This window comes from Clostridium sp. YIM B02551 (genome assembly GCF_022324735.1).
In the GTDB taxonomy this organism is placed as follows: domain Bacteria; phylum Bacillota; class Clostridia; order Clostridiales; family Clostridiaceae; genus Clostridium_T; species Clostridium_T paridis.
This window is the reverse complement of the sequence record NZ_JAKGTF010000006.1, coordinates 115563-137309: the sequence shown is the minus strand read 5'-3', so window position 1 is coordinate 137309 and position 21747 is coordinate 115563. Positions and strand designations below refer to the sequence as shown.

The 21747-nt window shown below is 30.9% G+C and carries 21 protein-coding genes; 1 reads left to right on the top strand and 20 read right to left on the bottom strand.

Annotated features, from left to right (window positions below):
* Positions 1–87: 87 nt before the first annotated feature.
* Together L1S47_RS08905 and L1S47_RS08900 are read right to left on the bottom strand one after the other, a co-directional pair.
* Positions 88–1008 (bottom strand): transposase, encoded by a 921-nt coding sequence (locus tag L1S47_RS08905; protein WP_238883242.1) that lies wholly within the window; start codon positions 1006–1008, stop codon positions 88–90.
* Positions 1009–1150: 142 nt separating this feature from the next.
* A complete protein-coding gene (locus L1S47_RS08900; RefSeq protein WP_238883241.1) occupies positions 1151–3694 on the bottom strand; it encodes a calcium-translocating P-type ATPase, PMCA-type in 2544 nt (847 codons plus the stop codon).
* 210 nt (positions 3695–3904) lie between these two features.
* Here L1S47_RS08900 and L1S47_RS08895 point away from each other — a divergent pair, with 210 nt between their 5' ends.
* Positions 3905–5548, top strand: a complete 1644-nt coding sequence (locus tag L1S47_RS08895; RefSeq protein ID WP_238883240.1) for a putative manganese-dependent inorganic diphosphatase — start codon at positions 3905–3907, stop codon at positions 5546–5548.
* Between the two features lie 124 nt (positions 5549–5672).
* On the opposite strand, the gene L1S47_RS08890 is transcribed toward L1S47_RS08895, so the two are convergent.
* From L1S47_RS08890 to L1S47_RS08805, 18 genes are read right to left on the bottom strand one after another with little or no spacing between them, the layout of a single operon-like run.
* Entirely contained in the window at positions 5673–6446 is a 774-nt protein-coding gene (locus L1S47_RS08890) for a flagellar basal-body rod protein FlgG (protein WP_238883239.1), read from the bottom strand.
* Positions 6447–6457: 11 nt separating this feature from the next.
* Positions 6458–7237, bottom strand: coding sequence for a flagellar hook-basal body complex protein (locus L1S47_RS08885; RefSeq protein WP_238883238.1), 780 nt, complete (start codon positions 7235–7237; stop codon positions 6458–6460).
* Positions 7234–7398, bottom strand: a complete 165-nt coding sequence (locus tag L1S47_RS08880) for a hypothetical protein (RefSeq protein WP_202768330.1) — start codon at positions 7396–7398, stop codon at positions 7234–7236. Before L1S47_RS08880 ends, L1S47_RS08885 begins: the two co-directional genes overlap by 4 nt.
* A gap of 29 nt (positions 7399–7427) precedes the next feature.
* Entirely contained in the window at positions 7428–7988 is a 561-nt protein-coding gene (locus L1S47_RS08875) for a hypothetical protein (protein ID WP_238883237.1), read from the bottom strand.
* A 36-nt stretch (positions 7989–8024) separates the two neighbouring features.
* Positions 8025–8750, bottom strand: coding sequence for a FliA/WhiG family RNA polymerase sigma factor (locus tag L1S47_RS08870; protein WP_202768328.1), 726 nt, complete (start codon positions 8748–8750; stop codon positions 8025–8027).
* Positions 8751–8769: 19 nt separating this feature from the next.
* A complete protein-coding gene (locus tag L1S47_RS08865) occupies positions 8770–9405 on the bottom strand; it encodes a flagellar brake domain-containing protein (RefSeq protein WP_238883236.1) in 636 nt (211 codons plus the stop codon).
* Between the two features lie 9 nt (positions 9406–9414).
* Positions 9415–10269: a MinD/ParA family protein gene (locus tag L1S47_RS08860; RefSeq protein WP_202768326.1), complete on the bottom strand. Its 855-nt coding sequence runs from the start codon at positions 10267–10269 to the stop codon at positions 9415–9417.
* Complete coding sequence (gene flhF / locus L1S47_RS08855) at positions 10263–11426, bottom strand: flagellar biosynthesis protein FlhF (RefSeq protein ID WP_238883235.1); 1164 nt, start codon at positions 11424–11426, stop codon at positions 10263–10265. Before flhF ends, L1S47_RS08860 begins: the two co-directional genes overlap by 7 nt.
* Entirely contained in the window at positions 11427–13490 is a 2064-nt protein-coding gene (gene flhA, locus L1S47_RS08850) for a flagellar biosynthesis protein FlhA (RefSeq protein ID WP_238883234.1), read from the bottom strand.
* Positions 13491–13513: 23 nt separating this feature from the next.
* Positions 13514–15340 carry a fused FliR family export protein/FlhB family type III secretion system protein gene (locus tag L1S47_RS08845; RefSeq protein ID WP_238883233.1) on the bottom strand — a complete coding sequence of 609 codons (1827 nt, stop codon included), beginning with the start codon at positions 15338–15340 and terminating at the stop codon, positions 13514–13516.
* Positions 15341–15350: 10 nt separating this feature from the next.
* Complete coding sequence (gene fliQ / locus L1S47_RS08840; protein WP_238883232.1) at positions 15351–15620, bottom strand: flagellar biosynthesis protein FliQ; 270 nt, start codon at positions 15618–15620, stop codon at positions 15351–15353.
* 9 nt (positions 15621–15629) lie between these two features.
* Positions 15630–16385 (bottom strand): flagellar type III secretion system pore protein FliP, encoded by a 756-nt coding sequence (fliP, locus tag L1S47_RS08835; protein WP_238883231.1) that lies wholly within the window; start codon positions 16383–16385, stop codon positions 15630–15632.
* Complete coding sequence (locus tag L1S47_RS08830; RefSeq protein WP_238883230.1) at positions 16378–16770, bottom strand: flagellar biosynthetic protein FliO; 393 nt, start codon at positions 16768–16770, stop codon at positions 16378–16380. The genes fliP and L1S47_RS08830 overlap by 8 nt, the downstream gene beginning before the upstream one ends.
* Positions 16771–16781: 11 nt before the next feature.
* The gene (fliL, locus tag L1S47_RS08825) at positions 16782–17240 is read right to left on the bottom strand and encodes a flagellar basal body-associated protein FliL (protein WP_238883229.1); all 459 of its coding nucleotides are present in this window, start codon (positions 17238–17240) and stop codon (positions 16782–16784) included.
* A gap of 6 nt (positions 17241–17246) precedes the next feature.
* Positions 17247–17978 carry an OmpA family protein gene (locus L1S47_RS08820; RefSeq protein ID WP_238883228.1) on the bottom strand — a complete coding sequence of 244 codons (732 nt, stop codon included), beginning with the start codon at positions 17976–17978 and terminating at the stop codon, positions 17247–17249.
* Positions 17971–18783: a motility protein A gene (locus L1S47_RS08815; protein WP_238883227.1), complete on the bottom strand. Its 813-nt coding sequence runs from the start codon at positions 18781–18783 to the stop codon at positions 17971–17973. The genes L1S47_RS08820 and L1S47_RS08815 overlap by 8 nt, the downstream gene beginning before the upstream one ends.
* A gap of 13 nt (positions 18784–18796) precedes the next feature.
* The gene (locus L1S47_RS08810) at positions 18797–18988 is read right to left on the bottom strand and encodes a flagellar FlbD family protein (RefSeq protein WP_202768316.1); all 192 of its coding nucleotides are present in this window, start codon (positions 18986–18988) and stop codon (positions 18797–18799) included.
* A 59-nt stretch (positions 18989–19047) separates the two neighbouring features.
* Positions 19048–21681: a flagellar hook-basal body complex protein gene (locus L1S47_RS08805; RefSeq protein WP_238883226.1), complete on the bottom strand. Its 2634-nt coding sequence runs from the start codon at positions 21679–21681 to the stop codon at positions 19048–19050.
* Positions 21682–21747 lie beyond the last annotated feature (66 nt).

Here is a 21747-nt window from a genome sequence, read left to right as displayed (position 1 = left end):
GCTCAATCTAGCACCACCTAATATAAAAGGTATCACAGTAAATCCATTGTTAGAAATAGTTTTAGTAATAAAAAATTATTAATTATTTTATATTACTGATAAATATTCATCCATTATATATGCGTAATTGGGATTCTTAAGCATAAGAGCAACTCCTGAATTACTTAGCTTATATATTGTATTTATTGAATGATTATTGTAAATATCATATATTTCTCTTACCTTCATTTTGCAAAAACACCTCATAAAAAGAAACAAAAAAGATTTTACAATATTTACTTCATTATTATATTTTAAATTCATAAGTGATTTATCTATCATAAATTTTTCACTTAGATAATTAGTTATTTTATCTATGGAATGTTTTAAATCTCTACCATTGCTTTTATTATTCTTTAGCTCAACTATTTCCTTATTTATATCATTTTTAAAATTAATATCCTGATGTTTCAGCTTGTTGTAGTTTTCAATGGCTAATTTATAATTTTTCCTTGGAGTTTTAATATTATTTGAAAATAAAAACAATATTCTACTTGTGTCAACAATATTATATTTATCTTTTCTTCCATAAAAATAGTTTGATAAACTAGAATAATAATAATTTTCTAATGAGTTTCTATATATATTAATATCCTTAGGATTACTGTGTATATATAGTGACAATAAGTACAAATATCTATCATCATTAATTAATTTGCTTTTAAATCTATCTAGAAAAAGATGCCCATTTCTTTTATATTTTCTATTGAAATAAAATGCATATTTCGAATTTATAGATTGCATTATTTCAGAAATATCTGCCCCATTCGAGTCTATTATAAAATGTCCATGATTACTCATAATACAGAATGCATAAATTTTGAACCCAAATAACACCTGCTTTTCTTTTATAATTTTAAGATATTTATCTTTATCCTCGTTATCATTATATAATCTCAATTCTGGTATACTTTTAACCATAATATGATATATACCATGTTTTCTCTTAATTCTAGATGTTCTAGCCACAAAAAATCACCATCCATTAATTTAACTTCTAATATTTGTGATTATTGTCATTAATGAATGGTGATATACATCGATCTATATTAAATTTTGGTTTTATTACTTTTTCTCCCTCTGTCCCCTTAAGATTCCATTCTAATTTGTTCTACCTTTTAATATATAAATAAATTGAATTTATAGTTGCAATTATTCCTGAGAAGAATATAACTATTCCCCAATTCATTAGGCTTAAAGCTTGTGTTTGAAAAACATCTCTAAAAAATGGAATATACAATATACACATTATCATAGATATCGAAATTAGAACCGCACCCAACAAATAAGGATTAGTAAAGAGTTTAATTTCGAATATTGAATGTCTTTCTGATCTGCATTCAAATACATGAATTAATTGTGACATTACTAAAGTACATAATGCTATGGTTCTACAGGTTTTCAAATCAAAGCCTAAGTATTGTCCAATTATAAAAGACATCAATGTACATATACCTATAAGTGTTCCTCTCACCATAATTTTCTCAGTAAGTCCTCTTGCAAATATACTTTCTTTTTTATCCCTAGGTTTCTGAGACATTATATCTTTATCTGGAGGATCTACTCCTAAGGCAATTGCTGGCAAACCATCTGTTGCGAGATTTACAAATAAGATTTGTATTGGTGTAAGTGGGTTTGGCATATAAAAAATTGAAGCAAGGAACATTGTTAATACCTCTCCTAAGTTACATGACAATAGATACCTTATAAACTTTCTTATATTATCATAAATAACTCTACCCTCTTCTACTGCAGCTACAATTGTAGTAAAATTGTCATCCATTAATATCATTGAAGATGCTTCTTTTGTTACGTCTGTCCCCGAAATTCCCATTGAAATTCCTATATCTGCTTCTTTAATTGCAGGGGCATCATTTACCCCATCACCAGTCATTGCTACTATATTACCTCTTTTTTTTAAGGCTTTTACTATTCTTAATTTGTGGTTAGGGTTTACTCTCGCGAATACCCTTGCCTTTTCTACCTCTCTCTCCAATTCCCTATCACTCAATGCCTCTATATCATCACCAGTTAATACACTATCACTTGAATTACAAATGCTTAATGCCTTAGCTATTGCAAAAGCTGTATTTTTATGATCACCAGTAATCATAACAGGTTTTATTCCTGCAAGCTTACATTGTAATACCGCATCTCTAGCTTCTTCTCTTGGAGGATCTATACTTCCTACTATTCCAATAAAGATTAACCCTTTTTCCAAGCCATCATTTTTTTCTAAAAACCCATCTTTATATGCTGCAGCTAGACATCTCAAAGCCCTATTGGACATACTATCAACACAATTTAATATTGCTTTTTTCTTTGTTGAAGTTAATGGCTTAATTCTTCCATCCTCAACTATATAGCTACATTTATCTAAAACTTTTTCTGGAGCCCCTTTAGTGTAACAAGTTTCCTTTCCATTTTCCCTAATAATTACTGACATCATCTTTCTGTTTGAATCAAAAGGTACTTCAAATACTCTTCTCTTATTGCTAATAAATGTCTTTAACAATTGTACGTCTTTAAAAAAAGCTTTAACTAATGCTGTTTCTGTTGGATCTCCATGCAAAGCTTTATCAATATTTTTCTCACTTAAATTATAATTACAATCATTACAATATATTAATGTTTTAATAAATACCTCATTTCTTACCTTTTCTCCTTTATCTAAATTGTATATTTTATTATCAATATATATTTCTTTGACAGTCATTGAATTTTGAGTTAATGTTCCTGTTTTATCTGAGCAAATTACCGAAGTGCAACCCAATGTTTCAACAGCTGGTAGTTTTCTAACTAACGCATTTCGTTTTAACATACGTGATACACCAAGTGCTAAAGAAACGGTAACAATGGCAGGAAGTCCCTCTGGAATAGCTGCTACAGCTAGGCTTACCCCCAATAAGAACATATCTCCAAGGTTATTCCCTCTAGCTACACCTACTACTGTTACAATTGCGCATATTCCTAAACATAAGAATACTAATACTTTTCCTAATGACTCAAGTCTGTCCTTTAATGGAGATTTTTCCTCCTCTATATTTTGAAGGAGTCCTGCTATTTTTCCCATCTCTGTCCCCATACCTATAGTTGAAACTTTCATTAAACCTTTACCTTTTAGTACCGTTGTCCCCATATATACATTTCCATGCTTGTCTCTTGTATCTTTATTTACCCCGACTGACTCTCCGGTTAATAAAGACTCATCAACTGTTAGTCCATTTCCATCAACTAATATACCATCTGCTGGCACTCTGTCCCCAGCTTCTAAATCAACCCAATCACCAACTGTCAAATTTATTGCATTTATGACTCTCATATTTCCATCCCTTATTACCTTACAAGTTGGTGCTGCTAAACTTTTTAATGCATCTAGTGATTTTTCTGTTCTATATTCCTGAATAAATCCCAAAATTCCATTTATAAGCACAATTATAATAATTGTTATGGCATCTGCAGTATCACCCATGAAACAAGATATTACTGTTGATGCTAATAATACCCAAATCATTAAATCATTAAATTGAGATATAAAAACCATAAATGGCGATTTCTTTTTTCCCTTAGTTAATTCATTGGGTCCAAACTTTTTCATTCTAAACTCTGCTTCTTTATTAGTTAATCCTAATAAGAGCTCTTTTTCTTCAATCACTTATGCTCCTCCTTTAATATTGCCTTTAACTTAATATATGTGTATACATATATTAATTATGAAAAATTTTTAAATATAAAATCTTATAAATAAAATTGCTAATTTCAAAAATTCTTGTCTTTTTATAATATTGATTCCTCTGTCCCCTTTACAATTACAACATTTAAATTTAGAATAATACTATAAAGTGACTACTAAGGAGGCAATTTAATGAAAGATGTAATTTATGTAACTGGCCATAAGAATCCAGACTCCGATTCTATTTGTGCTGCTTATGCATATGCGGAATTTAAAAATAAAACGGGAGAACTTCCTGCAATACCTGTAAGATTAGGTAACGTAAATCAAGAAACTCAATACATATTAGACTTTTTTAATGTCGAAAAACCAATGTTCTTAGAAACAATTAAGTTAAAGGTAAAAGATTTGAATTTCGACAGATTCACTCCATTTGGGGCAGATATTTCAATAAAAACAGCTTGGAACATAATGAAAGAAAAAAATATGAAATCAGTTCCTGTGGTTGATTCTAATACACATTTAATTGGTATATTATCTATTTCTAACATTGTTTCTAGTTATATGGATATATGGGATAATAAAATTTTAGCTAAGAGTAAGACTACTATAGATAATATAGTTGATACTCTATCAGCTAAACCTCTTACAATAAATGAAGATACGAAAGTATTCCCTGGAAAGATATTAGTTGCTGCTATGCAACCTCAAGGATTTAAAGAATATATTCAAGAGGGTGATGTTGTTATAGTTGGTGGGGACAGAGCCGAAGCTTTAGAAGCAATTATTGACTGCAAGGTATCACTTCTTATATTAACTGGATCTTTTGTCCTAAGTGATGAATTACTTGAGGAAGCTAAGAAAAATAATATAACAGTTATATCAACACCACACGATTCTTTCACAGCCTCAAGATTGGTTGTTCAATCTATACCTGTTGATTTTGTAATGGCAAAAGAATCGCTTGTTACTATATCATCTGATGACTTAGTAGATGATATTAGAAGTGTAATGGCAGAAACTAGATTTAGAAACTATCCAGTTATTGATACTAATAACAAGGTTATTGGAACAGTTTCTAGATATCACTTGATACCAAACTTCAAAAAGAAAATAATACAAGTTGATCATAATGAGAGAAGTCAATCTATCAATGGACTTGAAGATGCTGAAATACTAGAAATTATAGATCATCATAGAGTTGCTGATATACAAACTAGTAACCCTATTTACTTTAGAAATGAGCCTGTTGGTTCAACTTCAACTATAGTTGCTAAGAGATTCTTTGAAAATGGTATTAGACCATCTAGAGAAGCTGCTGGGCTATTATGCGGAGCTATAATTTCAGATACTTTGCTATTCAGAAGTCCTACTTGCACAGAGGTTGATAAAACCATATGTAAGAGACTTGCCAATATCGCTGAAATAAACATAGAAGAGTTCGCAAAGGAAATGTTTAAAGCTGGTACTTCATTAAAAGGAAAGACTGTTGAACAAATATTCAACCAAGATTTCAAACCTTTTACCATAGAAGATACCAAAATTGGTGTAGCTCAAGTTAATACAATGGATATAGAAGGCTTTATGCCACTAAAAGCTGAGATGCTTGAATACATGAATAATAAAGCTGCTGCAAATGACTTACAGCTTGTTGTATTACTACTAACTGATATCTTAAATGAAGGTTCTCAAATTTTAGTTGCTGGTTCTAGACCTGAAATTGTTGAGCATACATTTAATATTAATCTTGTAGATAATACTGCATTCTTACCTGGTGTATTATCAAGAAAGAAGCAGGTAATACCACCATTAACTAATACAATAACATCATTATAATAAAAAAATGTTTGGCTATAAGGCCAAACATTTTTTATTTATTTATTTAATATTGTTATAAAATAAAAAATAACTATATACAAACAAGTATATAGTTATTTAAAATTAGCACATATTAAACATGCTATTTACCTCTCATATTGTTTACCATGCCCCACATTTCATCTGCAGTGGTAACACCTTTTGATGCTAATTGAAAAGCTCTTTGAGTAATTATCATATCAGTAAATTCTTGAGCCATATCAACATTTGATCCTTCTAAATAACCTTGATTTATATCAGCATCAGTTTCTCTAAACATATTTACTCCTGGCTTTGGTGAATATAAGTTTTCTCCAATTGAAACCATAGAATCATCACCGACTGCATTATACAAAGGAATAGTTCCTATCTTTTCAGACTTACCTCCATTTTTTTGCAAAATGCTTCCGTCTTGATTTATCACTAAATTCTTGCTATCTAATTTAGGATTTCCTTCTGAATATCCATTAGCATATTCAACATATAGCTTGTTTCCATTTGAGTCTACAAGTCTCCCCATTGGATCTATGTTGAATGCACCAGCTCTAGTATAAGCTACTTCACCTGTTGGTGCTTGTATTCTAAAGTAACCTTTTCCATCTATCGCCACATCAGTTGGTATATCTGTTTCCTGCATAGGTCCTTGAGTTTTATCTCTTGACCACTCTGTAGTTCTAACGCCTGTTCCAGTGTATGCGTCTTTATCATTTACAGGATAGCCTAATCTATCAAACGATTCTGAAAGTAAATCTTTGAATTGAGCATCAACTTTTTTATAACCAGTTGTGTTTACATTAGCTAAATTATTTGAAATAGAATCTAACTTCTCTTGATTAGCATTCATTGCACTCTTTGAATTCCATAATATTCTAAACATACATCATCCTCCTACCTAACAGCTCCAACTTCATTTGCAGCTTTACCCAAAGTTTCATCAATAGTTTGTATAACTTTTTGATTACTTTCAAAGCTTCTCATTACCGAAATCATATCAACCATTTCGCTCATTATGTTTACATTACTCTTTTCTAATGCACCTTGCTTAATAGAAGTATTTGCTTGGTAATTTGGATTTTGTCCTTCGTATAGGTTGTCCCCAACTTTTTTAAGAGTACCGTAGTCTTGGAAATTAGCTGTTAATAATTTACCTGATGGTTTTCCATCAACATTAATATTTCCACTACCATCAACAGCAAGTTTACCATTTCCAACATATATTGGCCCTTGTGCACCAGATGCATTGGTCCCAATAACAGCATCACCTGAACTAGTAGTTAAATACCCTTGAGCATCGATCCTGAAGCTCCCATCTCTGGTATAATGCTCTTTCACACCTTCAGGTGTATTAGTTCTTACTACAAAGAATCCAGCACCTTCAATTGCAAAATCTGTATCCTTATTAGTATCATTAATTGAACCTTGAGTCCATTTTGTATATGTACCATCTATAGCTGATCCTAAGCTTAAATAACCTAGTTGGTTTCTTACATTCATTCCGCCAGAAACCTTATCTCTATTCTCAATTAAAACTTCTTTAAAACTCTTTAATTTAACATCATCACTTTTAAATCCATTTGTATTTGCATTTGCTAAGTTGTTGGTTATTGAATCTTGTTTAGCTTCTAGTGAAACTAATCCAGAAACTGCCGTATATAATCCTCTTATCATTTTGTTGTCACATCCTTATTAAAAATCACTTTACATTCATCCTCATATAACATTCCAAATGATCTTGCCTTCTCTTCAATCTGACTTTTTGAAAGTTCCTTGTTCCTATTAAATCCTAACATTAGTATTGTTGCTAAAATCATACCAATTCCAATTCCCATTAGTAATTTTTTATCACTTAAAAAATTAATTAATTCTTTGAATTTTTTAACAATCCTCGTATTAATAGTACTTCCCCCTTTCCAATTGAAAGGCTTTCGCATATTTTATCATCATCATACCCTTTGTTTATTAGTTCCTTAACTAACTCTACTTTGTCTTTAGATTGATTTTCATCAACTTCATCAACTTTATTTTCTTCTATATCATTAGAATACTCTTTTTTTGAAGATAGCTCAATATCTTTATCGCCATTGGAATCATTTACTTGTATAGTCTCATTCTCATCAACTTCTTCAAATTCTTCCACATTTTCATTATCGAAATATGTACCATTTTTCTTTATATCTAAATCATCTTTATTACTTTCATTGCCTCTGTCCCTAGCTTTTAACTCAATAATCTCTTTTTGGAGTTCTAGAATAGTTTCACTAAACTCTCGTCTCAATTTACCAACTTCATATTGTATATCACTAATATTTTCTTCCTTATGAGCCAATATGTCACTAAAACTTGAATTATTATCTTTTTTCAATGCTCTATAGTTTATGTAAATTAGAGCAATAGATATTATTATAATGAAAACTGCCATAGCACACCCACTTTATGTATAGTCTTAATTCTTTTTTTATGTATAATTTAAAGTTTTCATGTTACTTCTTAGATTTCTTATTGCTCTACTATGTAATTGACAAACTCTTGACTCTGATACTTCAAGTACCTTCCCAATTTCCTTAAGAGTCAATGACTCATAATAATAAAGGCTAAGTATCATTCTATCTTTCTCATTGAGCATTTCTAAGGATTTTTGTAACATTTCTATTTCTTCCTTATCCTCCATTTCTTTTTCTGGTGAAGGACTATTCTTATCCTGAATCATTCCTTTTACAGTAACATCTTCATCATCTGAAAATATTATGTCTTCTAATGATAGAACAGAAATATAATTTATGTAACCTTCTATTTCTCCAATATCTTTAATTGAAATACCTAGCTCTTTTGCAATTTCGTCATTTGTAGGTTCTCTAAGCAATCTCCTTTGAAGGTTTTCCACCGCTTCATTATATCTATTGAGCTTATCTATAGCACCTTTTGTGATGGGGGAATTCTTTCGTATTTCATCAATCATAGAACCTCTAATTCTTATAGATGCATACGTTGAAAATTTCATTCCCCTGCTATAATCAAACTTATTAATCGCATCCATTAATCCTACCATACCATATCCCAATAGATCGTCATACTCAATATATTTAGTTTTACCTATTATTACCCTTGAAGCTATATATTTTACTAAAGGTATATATTTTTCTACTAACTGTTCTTTTGATTGATCAGGTACAGTTAATTCCATGGTCTTTCCCCCTTAAATTCTAAACTAACCCTCTTTGTTTTCTCATTAATTTAAATACTATTCTAACTATTTTTTCCCTAGAAGATCGTTGATTTTCATCAAACTTTATTCCATATATAAATTCTTTATCTTCTGATTTACTTATTCTAACTATTCTTCCTATTATGCCAACTATTTCATTTTCAAAAGAAATATTTATTAGAACTTTATCATTTATAGAATTCTTTTCTTTTGATTTCATTCTTAATCCACCACCACTAATATCTAGTAGTAATGCTGCTTTATACTCATCATCTAATTCTTCATTTTTATCACTTAATCTTACATATTGTAATTTTTGTACAAACTCAATTCTTACATAATCTCTTCTTTGAACTTTTTCATAATTTTCTGGAATTTCTAGTTTATACAATGGCATTTGATTAACTAAAGTTCTTTTTATAACCGTAGTTTCAAATTTATATATATTATTTTCATCATTGAAGAGCATCGATAGTTTCTGCCCTTCTACAAAGAATAAATACTCTCCGTCACAAACTGGCAAATTTATGTAGAAGAAACCTTCTTCCTCATCTTGAACACTTGCCTTATATACTTTTTCATCTTTCCAAAATATTGATACAACCCTATTTAACCCAATTCTAAGTGATTTCATCATTTCCCCCTAAGAAAATATACTAAAAATTCTTTTAAATAATCCATTTGCTCCAATATTGGCTTGATTATTTACTTCCCCTTCTAATTTTTTAGCAATATCTTTAATGCATCTTGCTGCATCACTGTTAGGATATGATATGGTAAATGGTGATTGCTCTCTTACTGCTTGAACAAGTTTTCTATCTTCAAGAACTGCACCCAAATAGTCTACTTCTAAAAATAAGAATCTATCAATTGCGCTTTTGAACTTGTTGAAGGTATCTTGACCTTCTTTGAACGAAAGAGATTTATTCACTATTACACTTGCTTTGTCTTTGATTTTAAAATGCTTTGTTGCTTTTAATAAGCTATATGCATCTGTTAATGATGTAGGTTCAGGTGTTGTAACAACAATCAGTTCTTGACAACAAGAAATAAATGCTAATACACTTCTATTAATTCCTGCTCCTGTATCAATAAGAATATAATCATATTCATCTAGTTTTTGAATCTTATCTAAAAACTTTTCTCTCTCTCTTTCAGATAAATCTTCAACTCGATTTATACCCGAACCCCCAGATAAAAGTTTAACCCCCATATGCCCTTCAACTAAAACCTTATCAATGGACATTTCATCATTTAAGATATCAAACAAAGTATGTTTAGGGAATATCCCCATTAAGACATCATCATTTCCCATTCCAATATCAGCATCAAAAATTAGAACTTTTTTTCCTTGCTTTTGAAGTTCAATAGCTAGATTAATTACTATGTTACTTTTACCTACTCCACCTTTTCCAGAGGTAATAGTTAAAATCTTACTTCTGGTTTTTCCTAAATCTTGACCAGCTAATTCTCTGAGTTTTACAGCTTGATCTAGCATACAGTATCCTCCCCAAGAATAAGTTTCACTATTTCTTCTTTGTCAGCAGCTCTAATATCTTCTGGAACTGACTGACCCGTAGTAATATATGATATTGGAGTATTAGATTCTTTTATTATTTGAACTAATCCACCATACACAGAAGTTTCATCTAGCTTTGTTACTATTATACCATCATAGCTTAATAATTTATATCCATCCAGTATAATTTCTATATCTTTATTTTTAATTATTGATGAAATTACTAAATATGTTTCATCCGGTTTTGCTTTCTCAACAAAAGCTCTTAATTCAGATAATTGCATCTTATTTTTAGAACTTCTTCCAGTAGTATCTATTAATATAACATCACAATCACTTAGTTTTTCTATTGCTAATTCCATCTCTTTAAGTGTAATTACTACTTCTAAGGTTATACCCATTATTTCTGCATATGTTTTTAATTGTTCAACAGCACCAATTCTATATGTATCAATAGTAATAAGGCCTACTTTTTTTCTTTCTATCAATGATAACTTTCCTGCAATTTTTGCAATTGTTGTAGTCTTGCCTACCCCAGTTGGTCCTATAAATACTACTCTTCCGGATAATGGTTTAGAATCAATTTGTACTATATTTCTTAGATATTCCCTAAGTTGTTCTTTTTTATCCTCAAAAGATAGATTATTATTTAAATCATTTTTAAAATCTTGTATATATTTTTCTTCAATATCTCTTTCATCTAAGAACTCATCAAACTCATCTTTTATTGCATTTTCATCTTTATCAATGACCTTAGCAAGCATTGATTTGATTTCTTGCATTTCGTTTTTAAGCTGACTATCTGAAGTATCTTTTTTAATACTTTCAGTTGCTTTATTTTCTTCAAATAGTGAGTCTCTATTTTCAGTACTTCTATTAGATATTTCTCTTTCCATTATCTTTCTTAAAGAATCAATGGAATTTTCAACTTCACCTTTATTTTTCTTTTCAGTTTTTGCTTCCGGAAGCTTCTCAACTGCAGCTGTAACTTCTAATAATTTAGGTGAAAAAAAACCTTTAATTCCATCTTTTCTTATCTTTCTATTGCTAAGAATTACGGCATCCTTCCCTAGTTCATATCTTATTCTTGTCATAGCTTCATTCATATTTTTTACTATGTACTTCTTTATTATCATCTATATAGTTACAACTCCTTCGGTTCTAATTTCTACATCATTTGGTATCTCATTTAATGAAATAACCATTATATGAGGAAATACCATCTCTATAAGCCTTCTAAACGCAGGTCTTATTTTAGGCGATACCAAAATTATAGGTTGATTATTATAGAAATTAATTCTTTCAACCACATCTCTTATTCCGTTGAATATTCTAGTAGTTGTATCTGGATCTATTGCTGGGAATGAACCTTGTATTGATTTTTGAGTATTATTTGCGACTAGATCTTCAATTCCTGGTTGCAAGGTAACAACTGTTATTGCTCTGTCCTCATCTATTAACCCATTGCATATTGTTCTTGATAACGCAAATCTAACATATTCAGTTAAAAGTTCTAGATCTTTAGTATTTCTTGAATTATCTGCTAAAGACTCTAAAATTGTAACCATATCCTTTATTGGAACTTTCTCTTTAAGAAGATTTTGTAATACTTTTTGAAGTTCTCCAATAGTAAGTAAATCTGGTATAAGTTCTTCTACAACAGCTGAGTATTTTTCTTTAGTATTATCTACAATCATCTTAACTTCTTGTCTTCCTAAAAGCTCAAACGCATGTGCTTTAATTGTTTCAGTTAAATGTGTAACCATTACTGTAGTAGGGTCTACAACTGTAAATCCTCTTATTTCAGCCTCTTCTTTTTGATCTTTATTTATCCATACAGCTGGCAATCCAAAAGTAGGTTCTATAGTTCTAATACCTGGAATATCTGTACTTTCTCCTGTTGGATCCATACATAAAAGCATACTAGACATTAATTCTGCCGAATTTACCACCGTACCCCTAATTTTAATTACATATTCATTAGTTTTTAGTTGAAGATTATCTCTTATTCTTATTGGTTGGACTATTATCCCCATTTCAATAGCACATTGTCTTCTAACAGATGCTATTCTTTGGAGTAAATCACCACCAATACTTTCATCCGCTAAAGGAATTAATCCATATCCTATTTCAACTTCCATAGGCTCTACAGAAATTAAATTCATAACATTTTCCGGCTCCTTGCTCTCAATTTCCATTTGATCATCTTCAGCTTGAAGAAATTCCATCTCTTCTTTTTGCTTTTCTTCTTTGAATAGGAAATATGATGCAGTTCCTAATGCTCCTCCTGCTATAAAGAAGGGGATCGGGTTAAATCCTGGAAGTAATCCTATTATTGATGTAATTATTCCAGCCATAGCCAAAACTATAGGAAAGGCTGTTAATTGTTTACCTAAAGTTTCTCCAAGATTATCCGCTGATCCTGAACGTGTAACTAATATACCAGAAGCCGTAGATATTAATAATGCAGGAATCTGAGATACAAGTCCATCTCCAACTGTTAATCTAACATAATCTTGTGCTGCTTGCGCTAATGGCAAATTTCTTTGAAGTACACCAATTATTATTCCACCAAGTATATTTACTAATGTAATAATTATACCTGCTATGGCATCACCTTTAATAAACTTCGAAGCACCATCCATTGCTCCATAAAAATCTGCTTCTAATTGTAGATCTTCTCTTCTTCTCTTAGCACCAGCTTCATCAATAAGCCCTGCATTTAAATCAGCATCAATACTCATTTGCTTTCCTGGCATTGCATCTAAAGTAAATCTTGCAGATACTTCAGATACTCTACCAGCACCATTAGTAATTACTATAAATTGAACAACCATAATAATAATAAATATTATTATACCTACAGTGTAGTTTCCACCAACAACGAAACCACCGAATGCTGATATTATTGTTCCAGCATCACCTTGTGATAATACAAGTCTTGTAGATGTTATGTTAAGTGCTAACCTATATAATGTAGTAATTAATAACAACGTAGGAAATACAGATAATTGCAATACATTTGTTGTAAACATTGTAGTTAATATAATTACAATTGAAACAGTAATATTTATTGCAATTAAAATATCTAATAACCATGTAGGCAATGGAATAATAATCATAAGTACTATTCCAATAACTAAAAAGGCAAATATTACTCCTATATTATCTTTTAACTTATTTTTACCAAAGGCTTCCATAAATATTCATCCATCCTTTTATACTACGACTTTTTCATTTTGTATACCAAAGCTAAAATTTCTGCAATTGCTTGATACATATCTGCAGGAACTTCTGAGTCAACATCTAATGTATCAAACATTGCTCTAGCAAGTGGCTTATTCTCTATAATTGGAATTTTATTTTCTTTTGCTATTTCTTTTATTTTTATAGCTACATGATCTGCACCCATTGCCACTACTTTAGGAGCTTCCATTCCGCCTTCTTCATACTTTAATGCAACAGCTATATGTGTAGGGTTTGTAATTACTACAGTTGCATCTGGAACAGCTTGCATCATTCTTCTTGAAGCTATTTCTCTTTGCTTTTGCTTTATTTTACCCTTAATTTGAGGATCTCCTTCCATTTGCTTATATTCTTCTTTTACTTCTTGTTTTGACATCCTCATCTCTTTATTAAATATTCTCACCTGTAGAATATAATCCATTAAAGACAATGCAATCATCAATAAGGTTACTTTGGTAAATATCCCCATTACTAATGATTTTATTTCTATTCCTATTGAGGGTAAATAAACACTTCCCATACTCAATATGCTATTAAAATTACTTATAACAAAGCTATAGCTTAAATATCCGATTAAAATTATTAAGATAATATTTTTACCTAATTCTAAAAAGCTTCTTTTAGAAAACATATTTTTAAATCCCTTTAAAGGATTCAGCTTCCCTAGTGATGGTTTTATTGATTCACCAGTAATTAAAAAGCCTGTTTGCATTAATGATGCCACTACCCCTGCTACTGTAATTGGTAAAATAATTGGTAATGCATTTATTGCAATTCTATAAAGAGCTGTTATGATATAATTTCTTGCAGTAAGTTCTGTAAGCTGTTTATTAAAATTTTCGCTGAGAAAATAAATCATATCACTTCTAAAATTATTAGCCATATACCCACTTAATAGTGATATGAGTAAAGTACATGCAAGTAGCGTTAATGATAGATTAACATCTTTACTACGAGCAATTTGACCTTTTCTTCTAGATTCACTTTTCTTCTTAGGGGTTGCTTCCTCAGTTTTTTCATCTGCAAAGATTAAAACCATGGGGACAGCACCATAAATTCCTTTAAAAATATCAGGCAACACATTAAATGCACCAATAATAAATTTAACTAATGTTGGTAATGCAACCATTATTGCTAAAAATCCTACTAATATCTTTAAAGGCATTCCCAGTATCATAACATTTAACTGTGGAACTGTTCTAGAAATTAAACCCATACAAAGGTCTGCAATTATAATTATCAATACAATTGGTATTGCTATTTTCAAACCTATTACAAAATATTTACTAAAAGCTAAAAATACTTGATCTAAAGTATCTTGATAAACAATTGTTTGCCCTAGAGGCACAACGTTAAAGCTTTCAATTAATGCCCTTATTAACATATGATGTCCATCTATTAAAAAGAAAACCATTAGTGCAATCCAATGAAATATATTGCTAAGCAAAGTGGAGCTACTTTGAGATGTTACATCAAACAAGTTTATCATACTAAGCCCTATGTGTATATCCATCCATGCACCAGCAAACTTTATGAATTCAAAACATAAATTCACAATAATTCCGAGCATTATTCCAGTCATTACTTCATTTACGCAATTAAAAATCAGCGCAAAATTATCATTAATTGTCTTAAGCTGATCATAATTTATTCCTGTTATTATCATATATGATAAAATAAATGCAAAAAATACTTTAACTACATTTGGTGTTCCTGATGGAAAAAATATTCTACTTATAATAAGAAAAGAACCTATTCTTAGAAAAATCAAGAAAATTGCTAAAAAATATACTGTGTTAATCAAGATTCTCCTCCTATTTTGCAACTGTTGCAATTATTTGAAATATTCTCTCCGTAAAACTAAGAAGTTGATGTAAAACCCAACTACCTAAAATTAATCCTACAGCTGCAATAGCAACTAACTTAGGAACAAAAGTCAATGTTTGTTCTTGTATTTGTGTGGTAGCCTGAATAATACTTATTATTAATCCAACTACAAGCGCTACTACCAAAAATGGAGCAGATACCTTAAGTGCAGTAACTAATGTATCTTTTACTATTCCTAAAACCATTGTTTCACTCATTTGTACACCTCACGAGAAACTCATAATTAGAGATTTAACAACTAAATACCATCCATCAACCATTGCAAATAGTAATAATTTAAATGGTAAGGACACCATTACTGGTGGTAACATAAACATACCCATGGACATAAGAACTGATGCTACTACCATATCAATTATTAAGAATGGTAAGAAAATCAAGAATCCTATTTGGAATGCAGTTTTTAGCTCACTAATAACAAATGCAGGTACCACTACATAAAGTGGAACATTATCCTTATCGATTTTAGTTTGATCAAGTTTTGAAGTTTCAATAAATAACTTCAAATCCTTTTGCCTAGTTTGTTTCAACATAAATTCCCTTAAAGGTTTTGACCCTGCGTCAATTGCTTGCTGTTGAGTAATTTTATTCTGCATATAAGGTTGAAGTGCATTTGCATTTATATCTGTATATACTGGCTGCATTATGAATAATGTTAAAAATAAGGTGAGTCCAACCATAACTTGTGATGGTATAGCCTGCTGAACGCCTAATGCATTTTTTAGAAATGATAATACCACTGCAATTCTTGTAAATGATGTTACCATAACTATAAATGAAGGTAATAATGTCAAGATTGTTAAGAAAATAAGTAACTTTATATCTGTTACAAAATCAGTTGGAGTAGTACCAGGATTAACAGATACATTAAACTGAGGTTCAGCTGCTAAAACCTTATTACTAAATGTTAAAAATATTGCAAAAAAAACTAGTAAATATTTAAATACTCTTTTCTTATTCATTGCCTCTTCCTCTATCTCTAAATTTCTTTAATTTATCCTTTAATGTATCTGAACAAGCTAATACGTACTTCTGATATGTATCTATAAGTTCTTGCTGAGATTGTTTTTTATCTCTCATGATACTTTCTAATTCTTCTTTTGATAATTCTTTTACTACTGTAGTATTTCCCGGGGAAACAGCCATAACAACCCCTATTTCTCCCATCTTTACAATAGTTATATAACATTCCTTACTAATTTGAATTCTTTCAACTACATTAAGATATCTTCCATTAGTTAAAGTGTTTGATTTTTTATTTATATATCTTAATGTTATTATTAGTAAAAATAATATTAATGGTAATACAATAGCTAATCTAAATACTAATTCAATTGTATCAGTCATTTTATCTCCCTTTATTGAACTACAAAATCATCAAAGACAACTTCAATAATTTGTCCCTTAGTTAACTCTGCATTAATTGGTTTCAATAATTCTTTTTGAATTGCTATTTTATTAGATAATGCTTCATCTGCAGTCTTGGAGTTAAAAATATTAATTATTCTATCTTTAATTATTGGCGTCTTAGTTGTAAGTTCTTCTGCCAATTTTGTATTTTTAATATCATATACAAGAGTTACCTTAACTTTAACATATCTTTTGTCTTTAAGATTAATTAATTGACCTTCTTTACTTAGTTCAAATGAAGTTGTTTCAACAGTCTTTTCAGCAGCCGATCCATGGGATTTCATGTAAAAATAAACTCCCCCAAATGTTCCAGCTCCTGCCACAGCAACAATTAAAATCACTAATATTAAAAATTTGCCTTTTCCACCATTTTTCTCTTTCTTATCTTTTTTCTCTTTCTCTGCCATAATCCCTTACTCTCCTTTACTAGTTGCAACTATCAAAATATCTACCCTTCTATTTTTCGCTCTATTTTCTGGTGTTGAATTATCTACTAAAGGTCTAAATTCACCATATCCAGATGCTTCAAACCTTGATGGTTCAAGTTTTTTTACTTCAGTAAAATATCTAACAATATTAACAGCTCTTATAGAAGACAATTCCCAATTTGATGAAAACTTATAATTGTTAATTGGTACATTATCTGTATGACCTTCAATAATAATCTCATTATTAATTGATGATAATAGTGTACTCAATTTATCTAAAACATTCTTACTCTCTGGAATTAAATCAGCCTTCTCGGATTCAAACAATATTGTATCCTTAAGGTCTATAGTAATTCCTCTCTTGTCACTTTTTACCTCTGTTACACTCCCAAGGTTGTTCTCTTTAATAAAATCATTTACCTTGCTAAGCATTTGTTTATTTGTATTTACAGATGATGTATCTTCTGTAGTAACTTTAGATGTGTCTACTTTGTCACTTTCTGGAGTACTTTGATTATTTGATAAAATATTAGTTCCTCCGCCATTAACAATATTATTGAGTGCCTCTGAAACTCCTTTTAATTTATTTTCATTTACTGACGAAAATGAAAATAGAAGTATAAAAAATATTAGTACTATCGTTATTGTGTGTGAAAATGTTCCTAACCATTCATCACCACTCAACTGTCCACCTCTATTTTTTCTTTTCCTAACCATTTAGACTCTCTCCTTCTATAGAAGAACTCCATCTTAAATATTCTAATCTGTCTTTTTGTGATAAATAAGTGCTTAATTTTTCTTCAATTATCCTAGGATTTACTCCTTCTTGGATTGAAAGAATCCCTTCAAGAATCATCCCTCTAAAGGAAGCTTCTTTAGAACTTTTAACTAAAAGATTTTGTGAAATTGGATTACAGAATAAATATGCAATTATTGCACCATAAAACGTTGAAACTAATGCTTTTGCCATTCCAGATGCAATTGTGTTTAAATCATTTAGTCCCGCTAACATCTGGATTAACCCAATAAGAGTACCTATCATTCCGAAAGCTGGTGCATAACTTCCCCAGGCTTTAAAAATAGTAGCTCCCTTTTCTTGTCTGTTCTCCAATTCATCAATTTCAAGTTCTAAAATTTCTTTGATGGTATCAGCTTCAAACCCATCCACTACCATTTGAAGACCTTTCTTCATAAAGTCATCCTCTAGAATAGCTATATCGTTTTCTAACGATAATAATCCTTCTTTTCTAGCTTTTTTAGAGAAATGAGAAAATTGTATAATAAGGTCTACACCTGTAAATTTGTTCTCTTTTAACGATTGGCCAAATAATTTTCCTATATCTTTTATTTCTGCTACCGAATAATTTACGAATAATGCTGCAATTGACCCACCTACAGTTATAAATAAAGCTGGTATATTCAAAAATATCAGTAAACTATTTCCTCCTATGGCCATCCCTATGATAAGTACAATTGCACCTAGGATAAGCCCAATGAAAGTTAGGTTATCTGATTTTTTCATCAATTAGCGCCTCCTAGATCTTTATGTTGAATATCTTATTCTTATATTTTATTACTTCATCAACTAATTCTTCTGTAGATTGCAACACTATGTACTTTCTTCCATTGGTTAATGTTATTAAAGTTTCAGGAACTTCTTCTACTTTTTCAATATGATCAGCATTAAGAAGAAAATCTTTTCCATTCATACCAGTTAACTTTATCATAATTCCTCCAATTTATATTAGTGAGCTTCTCAAAGAGAAGCTCCCTAATAGTCTAATTTTTATCTTTTTAGGTTAATTATATCTTGTAGAACTTCATCACCAGTAGTAATCATCTTTCCACTAGCTTGGAACGCTCTATTTGTAACAATCATGTTAGTAAATTGTTCTGCTAAGTCAACATTTGACATTTCAAGCATCCCTTGTACAGTATCTCCAAAACCTTGTGAGTTATCCTCACCCTTTGTTTCTAATCCACTCTTTACTGTTGCTTCTCCAGAGTTTGCTGATTGTGCATATAGGTTCTTACCTAATTTACTTAAACCTTCTGGGTTTTTAAATCCGGCAATTGCTATTTGACCAAGTGCGGCAACGGATCCATCTTCAAGAACTGCTTTAATTACTCCAGTTTTATCTATTGTGTAAGACTTAACTTTTAAAGTTTCACTAGTTCCTGGAACCTTAACACTTTCTGGGATTCTTAAAGTTTTAAGCTTTTCATCATATGCTTTAAGATCCTTTGTTCCATCAACATATTCTATTGTTCCATCAGTATCAATACTTTGTACTGGAGTACCCCCACTTGTTCTTTGAGTTTCTCCTTGTACTAATCCTGGTACTCCTGAAACAGTAATTCCTTGAGAAATACTCTTTCCAGCTAGTGCTTTTTTAACAGCATTTTGTATTGTTGCTACGTCAGTAGCTCCAAATGTTTGGAAATCACCATTAATTGTGATTGTCTTAGATTTTTCATCAACATCAGCACTTGTTTTAGTTCCTGCAGTTACAGTTCCCATTCTTACTGTGTATCCATTTAAAGAACCTCCTGGAACTGGTGCGAATGTCATACCATCTACTGTTACAGTTCCTGGTGCTTTTAAATCAGAACCACCATCAATTATATCTGATTGATATGAAAGTGATGTTAAGTTTCCTGTTACAGCAGCTAAATTTGGTGCTACTGGTGCTGGTGTAAGCTTTGAATTTAATTGATTTGCAAGATCAGTTGCTGTTACAGTTCCTTGTAAGAATGGTCCATCAACTGTTATTGTGTTTGTTGCTGTATCCACATTAACATTAGTTACAGTTGCATTTAAGTCACCAGCTTTAATAGTATATCCATTAAAAGTTGAGCCTTTTGGTAAAGTTACTTTTAAGCCAAGGAAATCTACTGTTGTAGGTGCTGTAAATTCTTTACCTGCATTATCAACTGTTACAGTAGTAGTTGAATTTGCTGCTCCTGTAAAGCTTCCTCCTACTGTTGTAGTTAATACAGTTGGATCTATTCCACTTTGTTTTAATTTATTATTTAAGTCAGTTTGAAGCTGTGCTGCACTATATGGAGTTCCTGAATTTACACCAGCTCCAGCTAAATCTCCAACTATAGTAATAGTATTTTGACTTCTATCTACTGTTACACTTGGAGTTTTTGTTTTATCATCAGCAACTGTTATTTTAAATCCATTTAAAGCTGAACTTTTTCCTGTGAAAGTAATACCATATCCTGCTGCAGTTACTGCTGTTGGTGCACTTCCATTATTACCTGTACTATCAAAGGTATCTTTAAGTTGTGATAATCCACTTGTTACCGAACCTGTATAATCAGAAGAAAGTTTGTTGAACCCACCAACTGAGTCAAGTTTAGTATTTACTGCGTTTATAATATCTAATGCAGTTACTGTTCCATTTGAAAAGTCTCCATTAATTGTAATTACTTTTCCAGTAATATCTGCAGTTGTAGCTGGATCTGATACCTTTCCTAATTTAAAGGAATATCCATTTAACTTAGAACCTGGTTCAAACTTAAAATTAACACCTAAGAAATTAAGTGAACTTGGAGCTGTATCATCAGATCCTCCAAGAATTTGATCACTACCTAAGTTAGCATATCTTGGTATATTTCCTTTTACATTAATTCTTTGTGATATACCTGCTGCTGATATACCTTTATTAAGAGCTGATTCCACTTGATCTGAATTTAAAGTTGAATTTGTAGAAAAATCTCCACTTAAAATTATCTTTTTACTTACTTTGTCTACTGTAGCTGAAGTTACAGTACCTGGTCCAACTTCACCTAATGCTATACTGTAGCCATTAAGTTGTGATCCTGGTCCGAAGGAGAAATTAAGGTCTCCAATTGATTCCTCTGCTGGCGATAATCCTGATGCATCTATTCCATTATCATCGTTTGTTAGAGAGTAACCCATTACTCTATATCCATCTGCAGTAAGAAGATTACCTTCTTCATCAAGTACAAATGCTCCATCTCTAGAGTACATAAGTTGAGAACCTGATGTTGCAAGTGATTGTTCTGTTATGTTGTGTGCTCCAGCTCTTTGGCTTACTTGTAATGTTTTATCGCCAAATACTGTAGGTCCGCTACTAACCATGAAGAATCCATCCCCATCTATAGCAACATCTAATGCTCTTCCTGTAGGTTGCATCATACCGTTAGTCATTATAGTATCAATACTTGCAAGTTGAACACCTAAACCTACTTGTTGAGCATTAACTCCACCTTGGTTGTTGTTTGGTGACATTGAAGATTTAACTGTTTGATATAATGTGTCTTGGAATGTAGCTCTTGAAGCTTTAAAAGCTGTTGTTCCAACGTTTGATATATTATTACCTATAACATCTAATTTAGTTTGGTTAGCTTTCATACCAGCTATACCTGAATACATTGATCTTAACATTTTTTGACCTCCATAAATTCATTTTTTCCTGCTTCCGTCATTCCACAGGCTTAGGCTTCCTAATAA

What these genes read in the sequence shown, in the direction of transcription:
- L1S47_RS08895 (WP_238883240.1), top strand. Translation starts at nt 3,905, where the DNA reads ATGAAAGATGTAATTTATGTAACTGGCCATAAGAATCCAGACTCCGAT.
- L1S47_RS08805 (WP_238883226.1), bottom strand. Translation starts at nt 21,681, where the DNA reads ATGTTAAGATCAATGTATTCAGGTATAGCTGGTATGAAAGCTAACCAA.
- fliP (WP_238883231.1), bottom strand. Translation starts at nt 16,385, where the DNA reads ATGAATAAGAAAAGAGTATTTAAATATTTACTAGTTTTTTTTGCAATA.
- flhF (WP_238883235.1), bottom strand. Translation starts at nt 11,426, where the DNA reads ATGATAATAAAGAAGTACATAGTAAAAAATATGAATGAAGCTATGACA.
- flhA (WP_238883234.1), bottom strand. Translation starts at nt 13,490, where the DNA reads ATGGAAGCCTTTGGTAAAAATAAGTTAAAAGATAATATAGGAGTAATA.
- L1S47_RS08830 (WP_238883230.1), bottom strand. Translation starts at nt 16,770, where the DNA reads ATGACTGATACAATTGAATTAGTATTTAGATTAGCTATTGTATTACCA.
- L1S47_RS08890 (WP_238883239.1), bottom strand. Translation starts at nt 6,446, where the DNA reads ATGTTTAGAATATTATGGAATTCAAAGAGTGCAATGAATGCTAATCAA.
- L1S47_RS08820 (WP_238883228.1), bottom strand. Translation starts at nt 17,978, where the DNA reads ATGGTTAGGAAAAGAAAAAATAGAGGTGGACAGTTGAGTGGTGATGAA.
- L1S47_RS08865 (WP_238883236.1), bottom strand. Translation starts at nt 9,405, where the DNA reads ATGAAATCACTTAGAATTGGGTTAAATAGGGTTGTATCAATATTTTGG.
- L1S47_RS08810 (WP_202768316.1), bottom strand. Translation starts at nt 18,988, where the DNA reads ATGATAAAGTTAACTGGTATGAATGGAAAAGATTTTCTTCTTAATGCT.
- L1S47_RS08815 (WP_238883227.1), bottom strand. Translation starts at nt 18,783, where the DNA reads ATGAAAAAATCAGATAACCTAACTTTCATTGGGCTTATCCTAGGTGCA.
- fliL (WP_238883229.1), bottom strand. Translation starts at nt 17,240, where the DNA reads ATGGCAGAGAAAGAGAAAAAAGATAAGAAAGAGAAAAATGGTGGAAAA.
- L1S47_RS08885 (WP_238883238.1), bottom strand. Translation starts at nt 7,237, where the DNA reads ATGATAAGAGGATTATATACGGCAGTTTCTGGATTAGTTTCACTAGAA.
- L1S47_RS08870 (WP_202768328.1), bottom strand. Translation starts at nt 8,750, where the DNA reads ATGGAATTAACTGTACCTGATCAATCAAAAGAACAGTTAGTAGAAAAA.
- L1S47_RS08880 (WP_202768330.1), bottom strand. Translation starts at nt 7,398, where the DNA reads ATGGGAATTGGAATTGGTATGATTTTAGCAACAATACTAATGTTAGGA.
- L1S47_RS08875 (WP_238883237.1), bottom strand. Translation starts at nt 7,988, where the DNA reads ATGGCAGTTTTCATTATAATAATATCTATTGCTCTAATTTACATAAAC.
- fliQ (WP_238883232.1), bottom strand. Translation starts at nt 15,620, where the DNA reads ATGAGTGAAACAATGGTTTTAGGAATAGTAAAAGATACATTAGTTACT.
- L1S47_RS08860 (WP_202768326.1), bottom strand. Translation starts at nt 10,269, where the DNA reads ATGCTAGATCAAGCTGTAAAACTCAGAGAATTAGCTGGTCAAGATTTA.